19 protein-coding genes are annotated in these 23,059 nt (G+C 43.2%); 3 read left to right on the top strand and 16 right to left on the bottom strand.

Annotation, left to right across the window (positions count from 1 at the left end; all coding sequences use genetic code 11):
* Positions 1-47: 47 nt before the first annotated feature.
* The 12 genes from HB364_RS13790 to HB364_RS13735 all read right to left on the bottom strand — a co-directional run bounded on the left by HB364_RS13790 (position 48) and on the right by HB364_RS13735 (position 10,036).
* Positions 48-686 carry a TerB family tellurite resistance protein gene (locus tag HB364_RS13790; RefSeq protein WP_167288552.1) on the bottom strand — a complete coding sequence of 213 codons (639 nt, stop codon included), beginning with the start codon at positions 684-686 and terminating at the stop codon, positions 48-50.
* Positions 687-712: 26 nt separating this feature from the next.
* Entirely contained in the window at positions 713-1,372 is a 660-nt protein-coding gene (locus tag HB364_RS13785; RefSeq protein WP_167288551.1) for a hypothetical protein, read from the bottom strand.
* 71 nt (positions 1,373-1,443) lie between these two features.
* Positions 1,444-1,875, bottom strand: a complete 432-nt coding sequence (locus tag HB364_RS13780) for a hypothetical protein (protein ID WP_167288550.1) — start codon at positions 1,873-1,875, stop codon at positions 1,444-1,446.
* Positions 1,876-1,894: 19 nt separating this feature from the next.
* Positions 1,895-2,572: a conjugal transfer protein TraI gene (locus tag HB364_RS13775; protein ID WP_167288549.1), complete on the bottom strand. Its 678-nt coding sequence runs from the start codon at positions 2,570-2,572 to the stop codon at positions 1,895-1,897.
* A 45-nt stretch (positions 2,573-2,617) separates the two neighbouring features.
* The gene (locus HB364_RS13770) at positions 2,618-2,998 is read right to left on the bottom strand and encodes a hypothetical protein (protein WP_167288548.1); all 381 of its coding nucleotides are present in this window, start codon (positions 2,996-2,998) and stop codon (positions 2,618-2,620) included.
* Between the two features lie 73 nt (positions 2,999-3,071).
* Positions 3,072-5,618 (bottom strand): TraG family conjugative transposon ATPase, encoded by a 2,547-nt coding sequence (locus tag HB364_RS13765; RefSeq protein ID WP_167288547.1) that lies wholly within the window; start codon positions 5,616-5,618, stop codon positions 3,072-3,074.
* A 6-nt stretch (positions 5,619-5,624) separates the two neighbouring features.
* Complete coding sequence (locus HB364_RS13760; protein ID WP_167288546.1) at positions 5,625-5,945, bottom strand: DUF4133 domain-containing protein; 321 nt, start codon at positions 5,943-5,945, stop codon at positions 5,625-5,627.
* Positions 5,946-6,069: 124 nt separating this feature from the next.
* Positions 6,070-6,420 (bottom strand): DUF4134 domain-containing protein, encoded by a 351-nt coding sequence (locus HB364_RS13755; protein WP_167288545.1) that lies wholly within the window; start codon positions 6,418-6,420, stop codon positions 6,070-6,072.
* A 224-nt stretch (positions 6,421-6,644) separates the two neighbouring features.
* Positions 6,645-7,154, bottom strand: a complete 510-nt coding sequence (locus HB364_RS13750) for a hypothetical protein (RefSeq protein ID WP_167288544.1) — start codon at positions 7,152-7,154, stop codon at positions 6,645-6,647.
* A gap of 60 nt (positions 7,155-7,214) precedes the next feature.
* Complete coding sequence (locus HB364_RS13745) at positions 7,215-7,760, bottom strand: hypothetical protein (RefSeq protein ID WP_167288543.1); 546 nt, start codon at positions 7,758-7,760, stop codon at positions 7,215-7,217.
* 98 nt (positions 7,761-7,858) lie between these two features.
* Positions 7,859-8,698, bottom strand: coding sequence for an RteC domain-containing protein (locus HB364_RS13740; protein WP_167288542.1), 840 nt, complete (start codon positions 8,696-8,698; stop codon positions 7,859-7,861).
* 150 nt (positions 8,699-8,848) lie between these two features.
* On the bottom strand, positions 8,849-10,036 hold the full coding sequence (locus tag HB364_RS13735) for a hypothetical protein (protein ID WP_167288541.1): 1,188 nt from the start codon (positions 10,034-10,036) through the stop codon (positions 8,849-8,851).
* Positions 10,037-10,512: 476 nt separating this feature from the next.
* Here HB364_RS13735 and HB364_RS13730 point away from each other — a divergent pair, with 476 nt between their 5' ends.
* The 3 genes from HB364_RS13730 to HB364_RS13720 all read left to right on the top strand — a co-directional run bounded on the left by HB364_RS13730 (position 10,513) and on the right by HB364_RS13720 (position 14,432).
* The gene (locus HB364_RS13730; RefSeq protein ID WP_167288540.1) at positions 10,513-11,013 is read left to right on the top strand and encodes a TlpA family protein disulfide reductase; all 501 of its coding nucleotides are present in this window, start codon (positions 10,513-10,515) and stop codon (positions 11,011-11,013) included.
* Positions 11,014-11,030: 17 nt separating this feature from the next.
* The gene (locus tag HB364_RS13725) at positions 11,031-13,745 is read left to right on the top strand and encodes a class III lanthionine synthetase LanKC N-terminal domain-containing protein (RefSeq protein ID WP_167288539.1); all 2,715 of its coding nucleotides are present in this window, start codon (positions 11,031-11,033) and stop codon (positions 13,743-13,745) included.
* A 405-nt stretch (positions 13,746-14,150) separates the two neighbouring features.
* The gene (locus HB364_RS13720; protein ID WP_167288538.1) at positions 14,151-14,432 is read left to right on the top strand and encodes a hypothetical protein; all 282 of its coding nucleotides are present in this window, start codon (positions 14,151-14,153) and stop codon (positions 14,430-14,432) included.
* 148 nt (positions 14,433-14,580) lie between these two features.
* Here HB364_RS13720 and HB364_RS13715 read toward each other — a convergent pair whose 3' ends face one another.
* The 4 genes from HB364_RS13715 to HB364_RS13700 form a co-directional block, all read right to left on the bottom strand.
* Positions 14,581-16,020: a RagB/SusD family nutrient uptake outer membrane protein gene (locus HB364_RS13715; RefSeq protein ID WP_167288537.1), complete on the bottom strand. Its 1,440-nt coding sequence runs from the start codon at positions 16,018-16,020 to the stop codon at positions 14,581-14,583.
* 11 nt (positions 16,021-16,031) lie between these two features.
* A complete protein-coding gene (locus HB364_RS13710) occupies positions 16,032-19,481 on the bottom strand; it encodes a SusC/RagA family TonB-linked outer membrane protein (RefSeq protein WP_167288536.1) in 3,450 nt (1,149 codons plus the stop codon).
* Positions 19,482-20,407: 926 nt separating this feature from the next.
* The gene (locus HB364_RS13705; protein ID WP_167288535.1) at positions 20,408-21,703 is read right to left on the bottom strand and encodes a FecR family protein; all 1,296 of its coding nucleotides are present in this window, start codon (positions 21,701-21,703) and stop codon (positions 20,408-20,410) included.
* A 191-nt stretch (positions 21,704-21,894) separates the two neighbouring features.
* Complete coding sequence (locus tag HB364_RS13700) at positions 21,895-22,512, bottom strand: RNA polymerase sigma factor (protein ID WP_167288534.1); 618 nt, start codon at positions 22,510-22,512, stop codon at positions 21,895-21,897.
* Between the last annotated feature and the right edge of the window lie 547 nt (positions 22,513-23,059).

Here is a 23,059-nt window from a genome sequence, read left to right as displayed (position 1 = left end):
CATGTTGTTTTTGTCGTTACGGTATTGGACTTTATATGGGAGTACAGTTACTCAATGCCGTATAAGTTTTTCACGCTGTTGAGTTCTGTTTGTTCGCGTGTCCGTTCAATAGCCAGCATGTTTTGCTGGTTATTAAACCGCCTGAGAAACATCAGTTGTTTTTGGACATCACTAAATATTCGGTCGATGGCGGTAATCCTTTCGTCATCGCTCATTCGTAGTTTGCGGGCGGTGATCACTAATAGCAGTTCGTCTAAGTTTTTGAGGCTGTCGTCTGTAAGCCTCCCGTATACTTCGGCGATATATACCAACTGTTCAGGTTTAAATACGCCGCTTCGCTGGAATCTGCGGTAGGCGGCCTTGTACTCCTGTACAATCCGCAACTGGTACTCTACGATATCGACTACACGCCGGTATTTTCTTACCGTTGGATTGACCACAAAAAGGGCATCCAGGAACAGGTCATGCAACTGGAAGTTGCCACTGGTGACGTTTTTAATTTTGGTATAGCCATCGGAGACCAGCTTATAGCCGTCATACATTTTGTCCAGGATTTCGCGTAGCTGATTGAGTTTTTCAATGTTGAGCAACAGAACAGCGGCCTCATGCGACTGGGCGTAAAGCCTGGATCCAAAGAGGGGTAACTGCAGCAGCAGGATCATCCCCCATGTACAAATCGTTTTCATGATGATAATTTTTGCTGTGGGGATGATTAGGGCATGCCGTAATGGTTGCCCAATACAGAGATGTCTACAGTTTCATTCATGCGCTGGCCAACCATGGCCAGCACATGGCCATAATAGGACTTCATGAACAGTACCCGTTCAAGGGCATATGCCTCGAGGCGTTCGATACGTTTGATCCGCTCATGATCTTCCATCTCCAGCGCGTAATCGCTCAAAACGGTCACCAGTTCATCCAGGCTGGCGCTCATGTCGCTGCGCAATCGACCCATGGTTTGGTGGACATATTCTTTTTGATCGGCGCGCAAAAATTCCGATTGATCAATGCGGTTCAGCAGGTCCTGACTTTTGCGGGCAATGAAGGAATGATGATCGATAGTCTTTGAAACCGCCGGGTAGTTTTTAATCCGCTGATTTACCATTTTGAGCGAGAGGTAAAAAAGATCATGCAGGGTTAGTTCCCCGTTGCGGGCCTGGTGGATGAACTTCGCACCTTTGTCTATTACCTGGTACCCTTCTTTTACGAGTTGCAAGTACACCTGCAACTGGGCAATATGCTGCGCCAGGTATCGTTTTTCTGTCTTTTTCTGTCTAAACCATTCGTTCCAATTAAAGCTAATTTGCGCGCTGGTGGGTTGAGTGATCATCACCCCCAGTAGGCACACGGCGGCCCATACACACATTTTCATAAAAAGGTGTTTATGCGGTGATCAAATAAAATTTGAACACACGTCTGGGCAATGATTGCACGCGTAGTTGATTATCGACCGGGGCGCCACGGCCTTCCTTTGCGGAGGTCATCCCAGGGTTTGGGCTTGGGATAGCGGTTGATGAGTGCCTGGCTGCCTAACACTTGGTGGTGAGAAGCGATATGCATCCTGGTCGGGTACTGCGCGTTGTGGGAGAAGTGCTGTTGAGAAATTACAAATCCATTTTTTGGTTCATGGCTTATATAAAACTGCGTTTTGATATAGTCTTGGTGATGGTTATACTGTGCAAAGGTGGACAGGATAAAAGACCCCATGGGCGTTTCTTGTTGGGCGGCGTGTTGGGAGAGTGCCGTCAGCACCCGCCTGATATCACCGGTAAACTTGTTGCGGAGCTCATCGGCTTCAAGGGTAAAGTTACCGGTGTAGCCCTTTTGCCGCATGAAGACGGCCATGGCGTTGATGTCTTGGGTGATCTTGTCCATCTATGTTACATTGGCAGTTTTATTCCGTTATTCCATAATACTGTTGCAGGGTCGCCAGTTCCTGTTCGTCACGGGCCTTTTGCACCCTGGCAATGACCTGGTCATTGGTAAATTTGCGAATGTCGATAAGGTTCCTCTTTACCCTATCATCCGTTGCGTTGATGATCTCCATCCGTTTGGCGTCTGACATCTGGGTGGTGAAGCCATTAATCACAATGGAGATCTGTTCCACGTTTTTAAGGCTTTCGTTCAGGATTCCAAGGTAGACTTCCATGATGTCGTCCAGCTTTTCCTGCGTAAAGTGCGGGTCACCGGAGAACAGGCGAACGGCCCTTCTGTATTCAGCCAGTACGGCCAGTTGGTTGTCGACAATCGCCCTTGTACGTTTGTAGGTGGCGATGGCATTTTTGACTTTCCAGAGTTCCTCGTAATAGCCCGCAAATAACTTCCGTTGCTTTTCTGTCCACTCAAATATTTCGTCCAGCTTCAGCTTGCTCATGACGTTCTCCAAAGCCTTTTGTGCATTCTGGAGTTTGATGGTCACGTTTTGCAGCCGCTGCACGGCCAGGTCCATGGCCTTAAGTATTTTCTTTACCGCGGTGGTAATGATCACCGTAATCGGTTCGGCCTGCGCCGGGCGGATACTTACCAGACACAGGGTCATAGTCAGTCCTAAAGTAAAAAAAATCCGTTTCATGATGGGTATCATTTATAAAATGAAACAATACCCTCTGCTTGGTGCTTAATCCTGCACGCGGAAATAGATCCGTTTGCCGCTTTGCAGGATACCCAGTTTGTCGTCAATGATCCAATGCCATTCGGTTTGCAGCACATCGATCACGTTTTGCTGCGCGCCGGGTTTACCCAAATAGTTCTTCACCTCATAACGGTCCCTGACATCGGCTTCGAAGTAATCCGTCCCCACCCTGCGTTCAATATTGTATTGCATACCTTTGGGGGTGGCGCTGACCGTGATCGTGATGGTATCACCCTGAATAAATACGGGCGTGGTGTCTGGTCGGATGAAGGTACCGGTTAACCCTTTGGGTGATGTGCCGGACTGTTTGCAGCCGGCGGAGGCGGCAAGCAGGCCCAGCAGGGCGATAAAAGGAATGTTGCGCATATGTTGACAGGTTTTAGAATGAACAATTTCAGAGCAAAAACGCCGCCAGTAAAGCGTTTGCTGCCAATAAAGCCTATTTTTTTTCATTTTCCTTTAAATCCGCCAATAAAGCACGGATGCCTTGTTTGATATCACCGCCAAATTTGGCAGCATACTGTTGCACCTGCAGCTTTTCCTTTTCTTCGGTCGTGTAAGCCCAGTATTCGGCCGGGCTGGGTTCGTAGCCATAGACCTTCATTACCTGGCCTGACAGGTCCACGTAAAACTCGCGGTACTTACGGGCTGGGTCATTGGCTTTGTTCAGGCTGAGCACCATCATCTTGCCCTTATCCTGCATACCGAGCGTAGTTTGAATCTGATCAAAACGATTGGCGAATTTGCGCATGTCCAGAAGTATCTTACAATCCGCATTATTCAGTATCGCTTCCTTGATAATGGGACTGGAGATCACGTCATCAATTTCCTGAGACACAACGATCGCCTCACCGTAAAATTTTCTTATCGTCTTGTAGAGATACTTGATGAATTCCGCCATCCCGGCTTTGGCGATAGCCTTCCAGGCTTCTTCTATCGTGATCACCTTTCTCACGCCTTTGAGCTTGCGCATCTTCGAGATAAAATTTGACATAATCATCAGCGTGGTCACAGAAAATAAAATTGCATGGTCCTTGATATTGTCCAGTTCATACACGATGAACCGTTGATGCAGCAGATCCAGTTTCTCGGTGGCATTGAGCAGGTACCCGAATTCACCATCGCCGTAAAAGGGCCGCAGAACATAGAGAAAGTTGGCTACATCGAATTCCTTTTCCTTTACTTCCTGTTTGTCAAGGATCTGTACATAGTCGGTTTTCACCCACTCATAAAAGGTATCGAAGCAGGGAAAAACTTCCGGGTGCTGGCCAAGATATTCGTAGTAATAATGGAGCGCATTAGAAATGGCTACGTACTCGGACCTACGAAAAGGTTCATCATCTTTTTTCCAGAGCGACAAAATGAGTGTTTTCAAGCTCTCTTTAAATTCTGTGTCCATAATGTCGGAGCTATCGACAAAAAATGGATTGAATTTGATGGGGTTCTGTTCCGAGTAGGTGAAATAATATCCATTCACCAGGTCGCATAAACCTTTGTAACTATGGCCCACGTCTACGATAACGATGTGTGCCCCCTGCTCATAGTAACTCCTATGGAGGTGCGCCATCAGGAGGCTTTTGCCAGAACCCGAGCCACCAAACACTGCCTTGTTCCGATTGGTGACGGTGCCATTGCGCATCACGATGTCGGATATATCCAGCCAGATGGGTCGCCCGGAGCGATCTACCACGCGAAGGCCAAAGTCGCTGATGGAATCGCGGTAGGTGGATTCCATGGTAAAAAAGCAGGCGGCCTGTTCGGCGAAGGTGTCCAGCATTTCATTGTCGGGCAGGTCAGCTTCATTGCCAGGCATGCATCCCCAGAAGATCTGCGGGGCCCCGACAATTTCCTGGCGAGGGTTGGCATCCATTTGTGCCAGGGCGGAGGCAGCCTTGTTACGAAGTTCTTTCAGGTCGCTGGCTTTTTCCGACCATACCAACAGGTTATAATGTGCCCGTACGGGTTGGCGTCCCTGGCTGATAGCTTCATTCAGGAAAGCGTTGACAGCTTCGCGGCTAATGGCGTTTTCGCGCGAATAGGCGCTGAGGGATTGCAGGCGGAGCCGTTTGGACTCCAGTTTTTTAAGCACCTTCTGCGTATCCTCTACTACGATCACCTGGTTATAGATATGATTGCAGGATAGTATCTGTCCTAAAGGAGCGGCAAAGCCAATGCTGAATTTGGTTTTGTCGGTGCTGTACTTGTCATAATTGATTCGGGATCCGGCCAGACTGGGCATATCCTCCACGTCTGCCATGGCAAACATCTGGCAGTATTTTTCACCGACCATGAATTCGGGTTTAAACCGGATATCTCGGATCAGTGGTTTCTCCTGTTTGTTGTGTAAAAAAAGATAGCGTTCCAGGATACCTACTTCGGTATCGCTTCCACCCAGTTGGTCACCGGTCATACGTTCTACTTTTATCCAGCCGCCATCGCTGAGCAGGCGGGCAAATTGGCCGAGCTTGTCGGTAAAGTCATGAAGGGCCTGGCCGGTAACGGCATCCTGTGGAACGATACTGGATCGAAGCAAATTAGAAAATACGCTACTGGAAGGTTTGCGGCCGTTGGCTTTGCGGGTGATCATCACGTAGCAGTCATGGTCCAGGACAGGGCGTTCGTGGAAGAAACGTTCACTTTCCTGTTGAATGAAAGTAGGTGCTTCTTCGCGCTCAAACTTCCCTTGGAATTTGGCTTCAACAAACCAGTCCTGTTTGTGCAGGATGGTGCCCGCGGGTAGCAGCCGGATGGCGCGGACCCATGTATGGTGCAGCCCTTCATATTCCTCTGAGGAGAGGGTGAACAGTTCCGGCAGTTCCACTTTAAAGACGGCGGTGATGTCGCCATGTTTGCTAACGAGCAGGTCGTTTTCGATCTTATAGACGGGTAGCAGCGATGCCAGGTTTTTGGCTACCGGTTTTCGTTCGCGCAGCTGCAATAGAATCGCTGCGACAACCAGGAGTGCCACGGTAATTAGAAAGGCCATGAGTTATTATTTGGAGCGAAGGGTGGTAAATAGTAGCCGGCTATAACAACAAATAGCGGAGGGCACCTGCTTGTAGGCTACAGCCTTCATAAGGCCGTGTTCGCCATATTTATGTGACAAGCGATACACCTGGGAAAACAGCCCACACCCTAGAATTCCCGTGATCGCTATACACACATACAGATGCACCCCCGCTAGGTATCCTATCGAAAACAACACGAGCAGAATTCCCAGTCCGCCGCCCAGCCACCAGATGTACTGTGCTTTCAGGCCTTTGAATTCTATGGGCCGGTTTATTCCCCGGTTGATTTCGTATACGATACTCATGTTTATTGGCTTAATGGTAATGAAACTTTTTTTTTTGAACCACAGGCGGCTTACACCGTCCTGTGGTTTTTGCTACACCTACTGATGGTTAAATGATGAGTTGGTAAGCAGTTGTGGCTATGGGTTATCCGATAAAGAATCCTTCCAGGATGACAGCTACTACGATCAAAAAAATGCAGGATCCGAACCAGCTCGCCGCCACTTTCGAGGTGTCCTGGTCGCCGCTGTTCCATTTGTTGTAGACTTTGACAGCGCCCACCAATCCTACTACGGAGCCGATGGCGTACATGAGGTCCACCCCCAGTTGAAAATAACCGCTCACTTCTTCGATGGCCGCTTCCAGTCCGTCTTCTCCACTTTGCGCAAGAAGGCGCGTGGTGATAAGGCAGCCCAGGAGCAAAAGGTTGAACACCATATCTGCGTGGCTCATACGCGGCATGGGTTTGAAAATGGCTTTAATACAGTTACTTGACATAAAACAGTGTTAAAAAGTAGTGGTATGAGCGCCGGCCTGCCCGCTTGAGGGAAGCAGAGGAAATCAAGCGATGCACGGGTGAGCACCGGCAAGCCGGGCCCATACACTGAGTTGAAAAATCAGTTTGCTGAGAAAAGTGTGGGGAGAAAAATGAAATGAAATGAAATGAAATGTGGGCGGTGCGGACGCTGGTCGTCCATGCAGCGGGATAATTAAGCGATCATCTATGTTCGTAAGCCTTCACCATGTGGGATGTCTACCATGAAGTGTGCTAGTTGAATGGAGTTTTTCTGTGCCTTGATATCGTTGACCCGATGCACCACCAGTACATGCGTGCTCAAATAGTGTGTTGGGCGTTGATGGTCATACCCGGCAATACCAATCGGATTCAGGCTATAGAGATCAGGTAGCTTTACCATCATCACGATGCCATTCGACAGGTTCCCTTTATTGCAATTACACTGCGTTTCGCTCTTGATGGTCGGGTTGCAGCAAAAAGTAATTGGCAGTTTACTTGTCCCCAAATTGGCTTGCATATTGAGGCAGATCCCAACTCGATCTTCGAAGCTTCTGGGCTGATGTTCCATGTCCCGGATGTTGACATAAAAGGATTGGCCGTTCATGTCTTCAAAAGGAATGTTTCCGTTTAGTCGTTCCCGTAGTTCATCTACGCCGGGTAATGTTCTATATAATGAAATGGTGTCCGGATGGAAAGGCAGCATGTTTTTACTCATGGCTGTTGGTGATTGTACGGTGATTCTTGTGTTTTAGTTTTCTTCTACTTGGCTCCACTCCTATTCCCAAAGGCTGGCCAATGTTGCTTCCTGCAGGGTGATACGACAGTCTTGCAGACTACAGCGGATGACAAGGTGATTAATGGCACTTTGTTGTGCCGGTTTATCCAGCATCGGGTAGCGATGAATCGTATACCGGAGAGCTTCAAGGAGTTTCTCTTCTGTTGTGGCAATGCCGAGGCTGGCGGTCAGCTCATGGATTTCCAAGGCCAGGGTTTCCAGGGCCTGGTAATCGGTCGTGTCTTCTTCATCTTCTGGCTCCCGAAGTTCTTCCTCATTCTCATCTACGATATCAGAGGGGTACGCATATCCGGATCTGGGTGGCATTTGTTGTGGAGGTGGCTCATTGATGGGAGCGTGATTCACCTGTTGGCCATCCTCCTTTACACTCCAGATGCGGCGGGTGGAAGTGGGTGTTTCACCTTCATTGTCTGGTTGTTTCGGGTGTCGTCCGAGAATATGATGTCGGAGTACAAATAATACCCAGACAACGGTAGCGCCTCCTGCAAAAAGAAAAAATTGCGCCCAGCTGATTTGAGAAAGCATGTTATCAATTTTTTGGGTGATTGCTTTTGCTTCGGACACAAAAATGGGGCGCGATGCGCCCCATCATTCTTCGATACGCCTATGTAGGAGAAAAATAATTACAGCGCATGCAGATCGTCTTGATCCATGCGGCGTTCCAGCGCTGTTTTCAAGGAGTCCAGGAAGGGTACGCGGTTTTTCTTGCGCAGGCGGTTATCCTCGTAGGTGGCGTAGATATTGGAAATCTGAATGTGAAATACTTGCTGGAAATAATCGCTGACCCGCTTTACATCCGGGGCATCGCTCCCGAAGGCCTTAACCTCCAGGAGGGCATAAATCAGTTCAGTCAGGGCAGATCGGGAGGCTTGCCAACGCAGCGGTGCGGGTCCTGGTCGGCTGCCGGTAGGTTGCTGCAGCAGCCATATGCGGGTATCCAGGTAGGATTCCAGGGCTTTGTATCCCATGATGCGTGCCTGGTCCAGACTACGCGGGGCCCGCAGTGCGGGATCACTGAGCAGAAAATCGCTACAGGTAGGTGGCCGTGTTCCAGCCGGCCTTACAAAATACACCGCGTCCAGGTGGGTGGCCCCCAGTTGAAAGTACCGGTAAAATTCTGCCATTTCGGTAAGGGCACGATCAATTTTACGATAGGCCTGCCGATAATAGTCGAGCTTTTCATCCATTCCGCGGGTGGGCAGGTATTGCTCCAGCAGCAATGCCTGGCTGTAGAAGAAGAGTTTACTTTCCACACCTGGTTGCTGGTGTTTAAAGTAATGAATTTCCGCTTCGGTGTCAGGGAAGGTGTGCTGACGGGCCCATTTGAATAGCTCATGCAGGTGGTTACAAACAATGTCAATACAGGCGGATAATCCCTGAAGATCTCCTGGTGGGGCAAACGAATATTTGTCCAGCTCCTGGTCCAATGATGCCAGGATGGACTGCGGCGGCAGTTGTTCCATAGTGGGAGTTTAATGGTGAATGAATCAGGGCAGGATTAAAATCGTGTATTCACAGGGCCTTATGGGGATTTGTGCGCAAATACTTAAAAAGAAAAAACCCAGCCAAGGGGGCTGGGTTAGTGACCCTAGTGGGCGAATTCTTGTAGGGAACTATTTCATGTATGTGCGGGATGCCTCTCGTTGCTTATGGAGCAGATCCATTACCTGGGACACGGAGTTTTGCGAGAGACTAAAAAATTTGGATCGGAGACTTTTAAAGCTCACGTTATCAGTTCCAACGGTACTACATACCTTTACGAAGGCCTCTATAGCCTCTTCTTTGCTTTGAGCAAGTATAGTATGGGTATCCCAAAGGCAATTTAACCAGGCAGCTGCTACGTCTACAGACATGTTAAGGCGGAGTTTATGGTGGCCATTTTCTGACACCTTTACGCCGTCAATATAGCCGGCGTCCAGCTTAATTAAGGTTTGAATGTATTCAATTTCGTGTATGAGGTAGTTGTTGAGCTGATCGAAGGCTGAGGCATTACCTGGTTGGAAAACTAAAACGGGATCCTTCTCCACCTGTCGCTGAGCCTTGATATACCAGTTATACTTCTCAAGCTGTTGTAGTAGTGTAAGATCAGCATATTTAGAATGGAGCTGCCTTATACAGTATTGGATATAATCCTGGTTATTATAGTTAATCGAAACCAAGGTCTGATGAAGAGCGAGATTGGTGTCCACGGGAGGATTCTCCAAAAGTTTCTCCAGCCGATCCAGTAAAACTAGATGATATTCCATTTGCCGAAAGGTAACGGTGCCGCCTCGGGTGATAAGTGTTTGAATTGGCATAAGGCAAACGTCCAGCAGTTGTTCAAATTCCCCCAAAAATTCACGCAGTGGGTTAAGTGCTTCTATCCTGTTTTTAAACGATACCTGAGCTTTCTCTACACGGGTGTATGGAACGGGTAAGTCAAGGTCAAAATAGGGCCTAAACTGGAACTGCAAAAATGAAATAAAACCGTCCAGATCCTTACAAACTGAAGAGTGGATGGCTCGGTAAACCGTTTTGGCCTTGTGGGTAAAAACCTTCTCCCCTAGTTTGGAATAGATCTCAAGGATTTGAAAATGGTGGACGCAGTTTGTGGCCACATGAGTAACGAACCGATAGGTGGCATCTTTATCAACTAGTTGATCTACAGCGTCAAGGGAGAACTTTCGAATTGACTCAAGGGTTGACCGGACATGTTGTGGGATTTCAGTCTTTAGGTTAGTGATGCCTTCGGATAATTCAATTTGGTTGGGGTCGAGCTTGCGGCGAATGAGGTTATCCAACTCAGACAAGGCTGCATGCATAGGTGTTAGGTTTCCACAAATATAGGAAAGTGCAGCCACCGCCCAAATGGTGTCCTGCACTTTTTTCAGCCGGGTAACAATTAGGGATCCACCGGCTAATTTACCAACCTAAATACCGGGGCTGTAGATTTATTAACCTCAAACCCCTATCAATAACTTAAAAATAGAAATGGAACCATCATTTAAGAATCTAAAATTAAGTCAAGTATACCAAATGGTGGCAAAACAATGAAATCGGCAAGGGCGCACAATTCCTCATACAACCGCGGCAAAGAAAAATGGTAAGCCGATGGCCATAAAAACAGTACAAGTATAAATTCCCATCTACAGCATAACGTTAATGCAAATTTACTCCCCAGATATACTGTTACAAGATATTTTTTCTTTTTTGAAGTCATTACCACTCTCATTATTATAACAGCATAACTTTATAATCACACAAATGAAAAATGCGTTGCAAGACAAAAATCCATCTCGTGCTAATTTTGATATATAGCTTTCTAACATTGACATGCGGAAACGATTATCAAAACAAACTTGCTAAAAAGAATATTTCTGAAATTGAAACTTTACCAGAAATTAATATACTTCTCTTAGACAGTACGCAAACAATAATTACGAGGGAAACTACTGCAAATAAGCCAACGTTAATATACTATTTCAGTCCAGATTGTGAATATTGCAGAAGGGAGACAGAACTCCTGACAAAAAATGTTAATATCCAAAAGGCGGCAAAATTAATTTTTCTTTCATACGCAGAATTAAAAGAAATACGGAAATATGATTCGACCTATAGAATTTCATCATTGCCTAATGCAACAATTGCAAAGGATTATACATACTCATTCACGAAATTCATCGAAACGGGAAAGTTTCCGTTATTGGTTCTTTATACAGGCAGGCAAAAACTTAAGAAAATTTTCATGGGGGAAGTTACATTGGAAATATTACTACAATACATTGGAGAGTCGATTTAACAACCATCACTATAAAAATGGAGGCACCTACATTCATACCACCAGATTCAAACATACTTTTGGACGAAGTAATCCAATATTCTTCACTACTGGACGAACACAGTCTAAAGTATTCTGAATTTGGAAGTTATTTACAGGTAGGTGAAATAAAAAATACGAGTGGCTGGATTCTCCACATTTCTGTTGTCATCACGCAGGTCAGTCAATTAATTACTAGCATTATTCCGTCTTTAACTTCAGCAAAAATTCCATTTAGAATACCAGAAGATAAAGTACATGCAAGCATGATTCTCGATGGGGCATTAGGATTTGAAATGATAGGTAAAGTAGTAACTATATATCCAGATTCAACCGAAACTGCGAGAAACATCGCAAATGAACTTATCGAAATTACTAGAGATTTTTTCGGCCCTAAAGTACTTACTGATTTCCATTTGGGTGGATGTGTTTATTGTAGGCATGGAGCTCACAAACAAATCATTTCGATAGACAAGAATGGAAAACGAAAGACATTCTATCTAGGTGAACAGGAAAGATTAATCGAAGATATCCAACCAATACCTTTTCGATATAATCCTAGACTAATGTGGCCATTTGATCAATCACCACAAAGTGACCGAAAGAAAAATTTACCCAAAATGCCGTTTATACCTACGAAACTCCTACAACAATCCGGTAAGGGAAGCGTCTTTGAGTGCATTTATCGACATTTCGGGATGATACCAATAGTTGCAATTGTAAAGCGTGGAGAACGTCATATGATTTCCAATTCTAAAAACCTGGATATCTGCGACCGACTTAAGTGGCAATTCATACTGCTTAACAAATTAAAATCAAAATTAAAACTATCAAAACCCTATGCATTTATAGAACGAGATGATGCTGCATTTCTTGTAATAAAGAAAATTAATGGAAAAACACTTCTGGAGGAAATGAGATTAATCAATAAAAACCAATTGGCATTCTTTGATTTATCTAAGAAACAGAAAATACAAATAATCGATCTCCTTTCCCAAGTATGTAGCACAACATCAGAACTACACAATCAATTAATCATCCATAGAGATGTTACACCAGTTAACTATATGGTTTCAAAAAGAAAAATTGTTCATCTAATAGATCTTGAATATGCACATTCGATGGTAGAAGACTACCCTACACCACCATTTGAACTTGGAACAAAAGGATACATGTCTCCAGAGCAAATCGCGGTAAAAAAACCCACCCCAAAGGAAGATATATATGGTTTATCTGCTACAATATTACATTGTGTAACCGGAATATCACCATTAACAATACCAATTTCCAATCCGGAAGACACGGAGAGAACTATATTCTTTCTTACAAAAAGTAGTACATTTTCGAAACTATGTACTAGAGGTTTAAGTAAGCATCCTGAGGAAAGGCCAACTATTAACTCACTTTCAACTTGTCTAAAAAATTTAGTCAATGAAAAAAATCATCCTCAAGAGCTAAGGTCCTTTACATCACTAAATAATGAATTAAAACATGGATTCATTCAATCTTGCATATATGCATTAGGTAAGGATCCACTCTATGATAATAAAAATAAATATTGGACAACTTCGGTAGGCTACCAGAGCTTACAAAATGAGGAAATTCTTGAGCACACCGTTTTACAAAATTATTATTACGGAATATTCGGTATTACATATATTATTGACCTCGCTAAACAGCTAAAATTTGACACCACGCCACTTTATGATATATATCAACGAAACTTAAGTTATGCCGTAAATTTAACCTTTTCAAATAAACCAAACAATGAATTAAGTCGTGATTTCATTGGTATGTGCATTGCAATAACGTCTAGCATAAAGGCTGGCCATTTGACAGATAATGAAAGCAATAGAAATTTATTGCTAAAATGTCTGCCACAAAAATCAAACGATCTAACAATTGGATCCGGATTATCAGGCCTTGGGCTTCTTTTACTGCGAAATTCTGAGTATTTTCCTGCGGAGAAAACCCAAAGTACACTGCGGAATATAATCAAGCAAATTTTTGAAAATGTTAATTCAGATCAGAATTGGCTAAAATGTAGTAAAACCAAATTGAGCAACATTTCAGAAAGTATATACCAAGGTAAATTAGGTATTACATACTTTCTCTTAAATTACCTGTCGCAATTTGAAGACGCTGAAGTCAGAAAAACTGTTCTTAAATACTTAGACTCTTTAGACATTCTAATAAAACGAAAAATACTAAAATTCAGTCAAAAAGGAATGTCGCAGATATATGGAGAAGGCTATCAAGTGTCCGAGAACACACTTAGCATAGGAAAAATACTTATATGTGCTGCAGAAGTCCTAAAAGACTCAACCTATACGGATATATTCGAATCTATCTTTTCATCATTTCCAAACTGCATATCCTCAGACAACTTTTCCCAAAACACAGGATTATGTGGCCTTGGAGAGCTTTACTTGGCAGCCTACGAGTCTACCAACAATAAATTATGGAAAACGAAGGCAGAATGGATAATAGACTTAGTCTATAATTGCCATAAATCAACGGTAGATGGAGCATTGTTCTGGACAGGAAACAATAGATCAAATCCATTACCAGGTCTAATCAATGGAAGTGCGGGAATTATTCATTTATTTTTAAAATATAGCTTTCCAAAAGAAATTGGATTTCCAGAATGTGAAAAATCAATACAAGCCAATAGATTACCTTTCCCAATTGAAAATATAAACCATATTGTGTAACGCAAATTATTTATTTGAATCGAATTTAAGGAATTTACAAAAAGTGACTGAAAAGAATCCTTTAATTATAAATCAAGATTAACCCACGTCGTTCAATTTGAGTTTACAGCATTTCCAGATCGGTACCCACTAACTCATTTACAAACAGAAGGAGCTGTACTCATACATTACATCAATCTGAATAACCAATTTGTTGGCGAATTGAAAACCAATTTACGAGGAACAATATGCAACGACACTAGATATGCTGAAAATACTCGAATAAAGTGTACTTAGTAGCTACCTAAGACAACTGGGTGGTACAATTCCCGTGTACTAATAAACACCAGTAGCAAATGGGGAAAAGGGAAAACCGAAAACCTTTAGAAAAGAGTAGGTATTTCATTTAAACCAATTTTATCGATTATGAAAAAGACGTTAATTATTGCAGGAAGTGCATTATTCTTAATTGCAGGTACTGTAATTGCAAAAGACAAATTTTTTGCGACTAGCGGCTATTACTGGGCCAATTCATCTGTTGGTTGCATTGCAATTGATGTAACAAACAACTATCTTTCAACAAGTGGTGGCGGACTGAGTGCATCCATAAAATCAGCCGGCGGTACTGATCGATTAATCTACACAGGTGTCGGTGTAAATAACGCCGATAGCGATTGTAATGGAGTAGAATTAAAATTCAATCCATAATATCATTTGCAGAAAAAGAAAAAAAGGGTGGTACATCCCCACCCTTTTTTTGATAAGTTAACCCTGGCCCCTCTTCAGGAGATTCTATTAATTCCGGGCGGACTTTATATCTAAAAACTAATTTGAACTCGCTTTCCTATCTAAACACTCAGTAACCCGGATTCTGAGTAGCTGCCGGGTTGTTATTTAATTCTACCAAACTTATTGGAAACAATCGCCTAAACGAAGCCCATTGTGAATTTTTATCAATAGCAGCCTTTGACATTACACTATCAAGCGCGCCACTCAGCTTTAAAGAAAACCATCTGTGCCCCCATTCACAAAACATTTCTTTTCTAGATTCGGATTGAATCATATTCAGAATAGTATCTTGGGAGGTTGAGTTCAAACTTGCGAGTCCAGCTCTGGTCCTAATCAAATTCAAATCAGCCAATCCACCTGAAAAATCATTATTCATGACTCTCGCTATAGCTCTATTCAAAACTACTTCTGCAAGCCTTATAACCATATAGTATTCCAAAACTGGAGCATTCACCTGCATCTGCCCACGACCTACCTTATATTTATAAGGGTATAAAAATGTATCTGCCCCATCTGTTACTTCACCGATCCAATTTATTCTCCTAAGGTCAATTGAATCAAAACAATTGACTAGACCATTGGATAGGTAAACCTGTAGATTTGCAGCATTTGAAACTGGCAGTAAAAGACTAGCTTCAGGAAGGACATTATAAGTGGATATATCACTCGAACTATGCCATTGTAAGATCGCCTCTCTCGAATTCTTCAAAAACACGTTATTTAATTGTTCCTCAAGACCAAACAAGGAAGTATTTTCAATAATTAAGGATGCAATCCTGTTACATTCAGTCCACTTTTTATGCTCTAAGTACAAGCGACATAGCAATGCATAGCAGGCCCATTTCGTGGCTCGAATTCTCTCATCTTGGAATAAACTATAATTAATTGGTAGTTGATCGGAAGCAACCAAAAGATCTTTAATTATTTCATTTTGCACTTCTAAAACATTTCGTCTTGGAACAGCCATGTTTTCCTTCCAGTTAGTTGAAGTAATAAATGGAACATCTCCAAACATTGATGTCAAGTAATAATAACTTAAGCTTCTTAAAAACAACGCTTCACCAATGAATTGACGCCTCCCACTTTCTGAGATATTCTTTGAGTTGTTAACCCCTTCAATACAGGCGTTAGCTTGATAAATTATTCCATATGCTTGGCTCCAAACGGAATGAATAATTCCATCATCTGATTGTACAACATTTCTATAATAAACATCTGGACTTCCAGTTAGGGTAACAGGTACAAGTTCATCAGCAGATAGTCCACAAAAATAGGTCATCCAACCATTTCCAAAACGATTCGCGCTTGATTTACTGATAAAACTAGAGTAAATTCCAGATATTGCAGCGTTTGCATTTGCGTCATCCACAAATGCTTGTTTTGTAACTATTGAATTTGCAGGGGGATCAACTTCAACTAACTTATTGCATCCTAACAATAATCCAATTAAAATAAAAGCTATTATTATATTCCAGCCTTGGTTGAATATTCTTAATGTCTTTTTCATACTGCAATTTTTTAGAGAATTATTTGAATTCCGAAAGTGACTACTTTCTGAGAGGGCACAGAACCAAAAGTCGGAATTTCAGGATCGACACCTTCAAATTTGGAAAATGTTAGAATATTATCTGCCTTACCGATAATTTTAACACTCTTGATGTTTAATTTATTTATCCAATGATCAGGAAGTTCGTAACCGAAAGAGATGTTCCGGAGGCGGATGTAAGAACCATCAGAGTATATTCCGTCTGAGTCCAATAAATAGCTATAGGTAAGATCAGACCTTGAAGTAAATTTTGCGAAACGTGCGATATCACCTGGTTTTTGCCACCTATCTAAAACCTTTACTGATTGATTCCCAGAAGCACTTAGGCGGCCAGGGATAGTTGATGAATATATCCCACTTATTAATCTGGGATTTCTGACATAATTAAAAAAAACATTAATCTCTAGTCCTTTGAACCTAAATTCACTCCCGAAACCTCCAGAGTATTTTACGTGTGCATCGTCCAAGTAGTATTTATCTCCACCTTGGTTAATGGGAACTTGTGAAATTTCGCCATCCTTATTAACATCTTCAACCACATATAATCCAGTTTGAGGATCAACACCTAAAAATCTTAATCGTGATGGTCGAAACAGCCGCTCGCCTACGACAAGAACAGTAGCATAAGGAGATTTATCAAGATCAGGAAATGATACAAGCTTATTTTGGTTCAAACCCAAGTTAAAATTAGCTATCCAGCTAATATCCTTTGCTTTTAGAATGGTGGATTGAAGTGAAAACTCCCACCCGGAATTTCTAACAACCGCATTACGATTGGCATTGACTGTGGAAAATCCAGTAATGGCAGAAATGGGCATTGTAACAAGCTGGTTACCGCAATCGTCTCTATACCATGTCGCTTGCAAGAAAATTCTATCATTCCAAAATCCCAAATGAGAACCTACTTCAAATTTTTTATTTATTTGCCATTTTAAATCGGGGTTTGTGTGATGTAATGGAACATAAGCTTGAGTACCTTGGTAGGGTTTTGCATAGTTAATTGATGCGCTCCACCTACTTAAATATGAATAATCTCCAATATTGTCAGTACCAATTGATCCAATAGAAGAGCGCAACTTTAGAAAACTTAAGACAGGAAATGCGAATTGCATCCATTTTTCTTCCGATAGTATCCAGCCAACGCCAACTGCACCAAAAGTCCCATATCGATTCCCTGGGCCAAACCGCGAAGAACCATCGCGTCTTGCGGAAACTTCCAGCAAATAGCGATCTCTAAAATTGTAATTAAGCCTACCAAATACAGCAGCATATCTATATTGCCCCCAACCATCGGATACCTCAACACCTGGAGCATTAGAAACGGAGTTGAGTAGATTGTCGTTAACATACCCAAAACCAATAATTGAATTTCCATTTTGTGTGTTTTTATGAATTGTAGTACCCAATAGTAATTCCAATTTCCCCTGCCCGATCAACCGCTGATACGTAAGCTGAGGCTCGACAATCCATCTGCTACTATTATTATTACCGAATTGAGCTGATCCAGTAGGACTAAACTCAGGATCTTGTGATATAATTGGAGTTTTTTGAATCTGACCATTCCGAATCGTTGAAAAACCTAAATTTGCTGAAAGCTTGAGGCCTTTCAACAGCTCATACTCAATTGAAAGTTGGGAAGTAAAAAAATCTGTCTTAGAAATATACCCCATGAGCAAATTGCTAAATCCGAAGTAACCAGTTAGAGGCTGCCATCCCTGGTAGTTTAGTCGACCAAGAGAATCGAAAATAGCAGGAGCATTCGGTGGAAGTAATGATTGAGTAGAAAAAGTAGAAATTTCGTCCACTTTGGAATAACTAAACAAACTAACGAGTCCTATCTTCACTTTTTGATTGTTTGTTGCATACTGAAAACTTGACTGTAATGACGCCTTATCATTAGAACCACTATAATTTGTAATGTTTGCCACTTTCTGAAATCCTCCACTAATTCGATATACCGTGTTTTTCTCACCTCCTGACAAACTAACCTGAATCGAATTATTCTTGCCATCTTTTCCAAACAGAAACCTTTGAAAATCGGTGTAATTTTTTTCCCCCCATTGCGTCAGATCTGGAGCTGTCGAATTATTTATAGGTCGATTATCATTTTTCAGTGCCTCTTTCCTCATTTCCACATATTGTTCAGTTGAAAGCATATCATGAAACCTTGTTACTCTGCTAACACCCGATGACGCACTAATATTTAATTTTAATTTTCCAGGTTTGCCCCTCTTTGTAGTAATCAAAATAACACCACTCCCACCAAGTGATCCATATATTGCAGTCGCTGCGGCGTCCTTGAGTACTGTAATTGATTCAATGTCCTCTGGGTTCAAGTTGAACATTAAATCTTGACCATTTGCTGGTCCATTAAACTTATTCTGCGTAATGCCCCTCGAACCATCTTCACCTGATTGGCCACCAATATCCAAAATTGTCATTGGAACACCATCTATTAGGATGTAAGGATTGGGGGCAAGATTGGATCCAATAAATTCCCTTCCTCTAATTTCAATATTAGTAGGTGCGTAAACATTTCCCGCTGTCGCTGAAACATCCACATTTGGAATTTTGCCAATTAAGGCGCGCATCGGATTTGATACATTCGTCCTGGCTATTTCCTCCCCTCTAACAACTGTGGCGTTACCTACGTTAAACCTTTCACTTACCACGCCATATCCACGTCGGACAAACATATCTAACTCCTTAGATGCGATCTCCAGTACTATTGGAAATTGCTGGCCTTTTCCAACCGTAACAGATTTTGATTGAAAACCTACGAAGGATATTATCAAAACATCGTCCTCTCTCACTTCAGTGAGTTTGAATTCACCATTGGCATTAGCCTGTGTACCACGTTGTGTTCTTTTAATTATGATCGTAGCACCTCCTAACGGTGTTCCATTAGGATCCGTGATACGCCCGGAAATATTCACTGCAGGAGGTCCCACTTGTTCTGGAATAGGTTCCTTGGAGCTATGCGAACGGAGTAAAATCGTTGTTCCTTCCACGACCAGATCAAACGGCTGATTTGTCTTCAACACTTCCAGCACCTGATCCAAGGGATTATCCTTGCATTGAAGTGTAACAGCTTTTGCATCCCTGAGATCACTTTCGAAGTAAAGGAAGTTATAGGTGGTTTGACGTTGGATTTCTTTGATCACATCCTCCACCCTCGCGTTCCTAAAATTCAATGTTACACGCTGAGCCAGGCCATCGCCTGCAAAAAGCTGGAAGGACAGGAATAAAAGGATAAAAGTAAAGCTGTTCATAACCAACAATTTAATCATGGAGCGATCGCGCACGGCAGGCCGCGCCACTTGGTTGAAAGTAGAGGAATACATAACTTTGTCGTTGTTAGGTGAATTAATTAAATAAGCAAAATCCTTAGCCAGATTTTTCTTTGGTAATTTTCCTGACACCCAAAACCGTTCGGGGCTCTAACCCGCGCGGTTTTTTATGCCGGATAACCGTAATTGATTTATAGTTTATAAAATAGTCCCCGGTGCTGCTTGGTCTGCAGGCAATTAGCTTCCCATATTCCTCCCAAAACTCCAGGATTCTCGATGTTACAATTCACATGTGTTCTTATCTATGGCTAAATTCCCTATTCATGTTGCCCAGCAGTTGTTTTGCACCTGCCGCTATCCTCATAAGATGAAGGATCCATGGGATAAGTGTAATGGCAAAGGGATAAAATGGAGAAACAATCGTTGATAGTGCCTACTGTCCATAAAAGGCAATACCCGCTGCCTCCCCTGGAACCGGAAACGGGTCGGAACCAGGAGAAACAGCGAGGTAACATTGCATTTTTTTGGGGAACAGACGCCAGGATAAAAACCTTTCAGTTTTTTGCATCAGTTCGTGGATTCGGCTTTGGTTAATGGTTGGATGATGAAAAATGAAGGGGATCCTTTTCTGTGTTGGATCACCGGCGTTCCTCATTTGCCGGATCAGGTGAAAAATAGTATTCAACTTCAACACCAAGTAAAAGGTTCGAAAACCTGTATTCCCATTATGGTGAAAAACAGTTCCCCTAATATATAGACGGTGCAATACGCTGCCGGCGCACAGGGGCGCATGGCTGCGTAGTACATCATTACATGCATGCGTTGCATTTTCTATGAATAAATTCCTGCTCATTTCTTTTAATATATCACTAGTCAGATAAAGAAAATTAAAAGAGGAGTCAGAGCGACACCGAATCCTCTGTTGTAATGGGATAGCCCATGTGTTTGTATGGACCACGATTGGCTGTACTGCCTTTCAGCACCCGCACCGCGGGTCCTCTAACACATGAGTCATTTACCAAAATCTAAATCGAGGACCAACAAAGTTGAAAACCTATTTACAAGAACACGATAATAGTTCGTTCTTTGATTTCGTAGTTTACTCCTACCCCACGCAATGCCAGCAGCACTTCACTAAGGCTGGTCGTGCGCCGGATACTGGCGGTGATGCCCTTTCGTCTGGAACTAGCCTGCCCTTCGGTAGCGTTCGCATATTCTACGTCTATATCGTACCACATGCTAATCTTATTTAAGAAGGTGGTCAGGTTGTCGTTTTTGAATTCGAACATCCCATGTACCCAATCCACGACCGTATCAATATTGTTCACCGCGGAAACGTTCATCTTATCAACTCTGGTATCGGAGATCGCCTGCTCCATGGGCCGCAGCTCGTACCTGGAAGCTCCATTGGTGATCGCCACTTTCCCGGCGACCAGCGTGGTGCGCACGGTCCCTTCGCGGGGATAGGCCATGATATTAAACTCCGTACCCAGCACGGTTACTTCCATGGGATGGGACATCGAAGGCAGCAGCACTTTTACGATGAAGGGTAGTTGCTTGTTATGACTGACATCAAAATAGGCTTCGCCTTCTAATAACTCTACCGTCCGGGAATGGTTGCCCTCAAAACTTGAAGGGAAACGAAGTTTAGTGGCGCTATTGAGCCATACCTTCGAGCCATCAGCCAGGACTATACGATATTGTCCGCCGCGGGGCGTGGTGATGATGTTGTATACCACGGCATCGGTCGGCAATGTATTTTGATATGATAATTGGCCGTTACCCTGTTGCACCACTACCGCCTTGCCTTGTTTGGTCAGCAACCCGGTATCTTGTGCATTGAGTGGCAGCGTGGATCCATCAGCCAATGTTAATATAGCCTTGTCGGTGCCAGGTTGAATTAGGGCCGGCGTACGTTTACCTGCAGTATTAACTATATTCTGGCGATCAGGCTTTAAAAGCCAAACGGTAGCGGCAGCAATAACCAGAATCGCTGCAGCCCAGTAGGGCAATGTTTTCCAGAAGAAGTTGGGACCCTTGCGCGCAGAGGTAAAGCTTTCTTTGAGGCGGTCCTCAACGATGGTTTTCATCTTACGCGTGGTGATCAGCACGTCTAAAAAATCCCGCTGCCTTTTTGCTGAGTCCACTAGGCTGTTGTATGTTTCAGCGTTTCGCTCATCGGCGTCTTTCCATTGTTGCAGGTACGCATCTTCTTCATCGCTGAGTTCCTCACCGCTGATGCGGCGATATATCAACTTAGAAAGATCGTAGTCTGTTTTGTTGCTCATGGGGAAAATTGAAAATTGATAATTGCTGACATTGGCGTATTTCTCATTCCCGCTTACCAGGGTCATCTTAACATCAAGGTAGACCCTCTGTATATATAAATACATTTTCAGGGTCAATCCTCCCGAAAAAAGTGAACTTTTTTTGAACTTTTTTTAAGCTGTTTAAAAATCAATGGCTTACAAATACCGTAAATGATCAGGCATCCAGTATCCCTGAAGGAATTCCATGCCTGGTAAGGTAAGTCGTAGGGAAAAGGCTAATTATAGGACTCGAGGTATAAGGCAATGAAAATCGGCAGGATGGTCGTGAAATGTAGTTCAGAACTTTTAAGGATGCCGACAATATGACTCTTGGCGTTTTCCACCGTTTTTTTGGAAAGGTGCAGGATCTGGCTGGCTTCTTCTGGGGTCCTTTCTTCTATAAAGAGCAGTTCAAAGACCTGCCGCTGGGTCTTGGAGAGTTTTTTAATTTCCTGGCGCATGCGATGGTAGATGGAGGATACGATTTCCTGGCGGAAGACTTCCGGGTCCTGGGCGACCGGGATGTGATGGCTTAATTCGCGGATTCGCGCTTCTGCTTTGGCTTTTATTTCCAGGGTGCGCATGGTGCGATGTTGAATGCAGACAATCAGGTATGCTTTGATGCCGGTCAGGCCCTTGGTTAGGTCCAGTCCGGATCGTTTGTGAAAGAGGGCAACGAAGGCGTCCTGGACAATTTCTTCGGCGATCGCTTTGTCCTTCGTGAGCTTACGGGCGTACAAATACAGAAACGGTGACAGCTCATCGTATACAGCCGAAAACGCCCTTGCACAGCCTTCCTGGAACTTGATTACCAGATCATTTTTTGTTGTAGTCCCCATCGGTAAATTGGTCATTGTGGTTCAATACGGAAAAATCGGTTGCTTCATCCAACAGTGGGGCATCATGCAATCAGGTTAATACATGCAGTATGGCTTTTAGCCAGGCAACTAAAAGGCATTTTACGGAAATGCTGTCTAATCTATGCCTTAACCGATTGGAATGAATCAGGCCGCTGGCCTGTGCTCACCCGCAACTTTCTTCAAAAAGAGTACAACCAACCAACCAAGTAAATTTGGATGTTGAATTATTGGAGTCTGCAATAAGGTTTGATGGTCTGGTATGGAAGATGTGTTCTAAAAATAAATGGCCCTTTGCGGCCCGGCAATATTGAATCCTTTGCAGCTATTCAGGCTGAAGCAAACATTGCAGGGTGAAGGGGTCATTTGTTTTTTAAGCGCTAAGTATCAGCAATTATCGCTGACAAAATAAACTATTTCCTGCAAAATCGCTTGAGCCCGATAAAACTAATTTTTTACGCTATTACACCTTCTGTTCTTCAGTCGAATTTATATCATTTAATTTATAATTCGAAAACCTGTCGAATCAATAACCACTTAGTGG

It is taken from the genome of Paraflavitalea devenefica, from assembly GCF_011759375.1.
Lineage (GTDB): Bacteria > Bacteroidota > Bacteroidia > Chitinophagales > Chitinophagaceae > Paraflavitalea > Paraflavitalea devenefica.
This window is presented reverse-complemented; position numbering and strand designations above follow the sequence as displayed.

Bases quoted from the DNA above. Each gene is read 5' to 3' on its own strand.
- HB364_RS13720 (WP_167288538.1), top strand. From the start codon at position 14,151: ATGAAAAAGACGTTAATTATTGCAGGAAGTGCATTATTCTTAATTGCA.
- HB364_RS13775 (WP_167288549.1), bottom strand. From the start codon at position 2,572: ATGAAACGGATTTTTTTTACTTTAGGACTGACTATGACCCTGTGTCTG.
- HB364_RS13735 (WP_167288541.1), bottom strand. From the start codon at position 10,036: ATGCATGCAGCCTTGTCTGAGTTGGATAACCTCATTCGCCGCAAGCTC.
- HB364_RS13785 (WP_167288551.1), bottom strand. From the start codon at position 1,372: ATGAAAATGTGTGTATGGGCCGCCGTGTGCCTACTGGGGGTGATGATC.
- HB364_RS13740 (WP_167288542.1), bottom strand. From the start codon at position 8,698: ATGGAACAACTGCCGCCGCAGTCCATCCTGGCATCATTGGACCAGGAG.
- HB364_RS13715 (WP_167288537.1), bottom strand. From the start codon at position 16,020: ATGAAAAAGACATTAAGAATATTCAACCAAGGCTGGAATATAATAATA.
- HB364_RS13745 (WP_167288543.1), bottom strand. From the start codon at position 7,760: ATGCTTTCTCAAATCAGCTGGGCGCAATTTTTTCTTTTTGCAGGAGGC.
- HB364_RS13750 (WP_167288544.1), bottom strand. From the start codon at position 7,154: ATGAGTAAAAACATGCTGCCTTTCCATCCGGACACCATTTCATTATAT.
- HB364_RS13780 (WP_167288550.1), bottom strand. From the start codon at position 1,875: ATGGACAAGATCACCCAAGACATCAACGCCATGGCCGTCTTCATGCGG.
- HB364_RS13700 (WP_167288534.1), bottom strand. From the start codon at position 22,512: ATGACCAATTTACCGATGGGGACTACAACAAAAAATGATCTGGTAATC.
- HB364_RS13770 (WP_167288548.1), bottom strand. From the start codon at position 2,998: ATGCGCAACATTCCTTTTATCGCCCTGCTGGGCCTGCTTGCCGCCTCC.
- HB364_RS13725 (WP_167288539.1), top strand. From the start codon at position 11,031: ATGGAGGCACCTACATTCATACCACCAGATTCAAACATACTTTTGGAC.
- HB364_RS13705 (WP_167288535.1), bottom strand. From the start codon at position 21,703: ATGACCCTGGTAAGCGGGAATGAGAAATACGCCAATGTCAGCAATTAT.
- HB364_RS13765 (WP_167288547.1), bottom strand. From the start codon at position 5,618: ATGGCCTTTCTAATTACCGTGGCACTCCTGGTTGTCGCAGCGATTCTA.
- HB364_RS13760 (WP_167288546.1), bottom strand. From the start codon at position 5,945: ATGAGTATCGTATACGAAATCAACCGGGGAATAAACCGGCCCATAGAA.
- HB364_RS13790 (WP_167288552.1), bottom strand. From the start codon at position 686: ATGAAAACGATTTGTACATGGGGGATGATCCTGCTGCTGCAGTTACCC.
- HB364_RS13755 (WP_167288545.1), bottom strand. From the start codon at position 6,420: ATGTCAAGTAACTGTATTAAAGCCATTTTCAAACCCATGCCGCGTATG.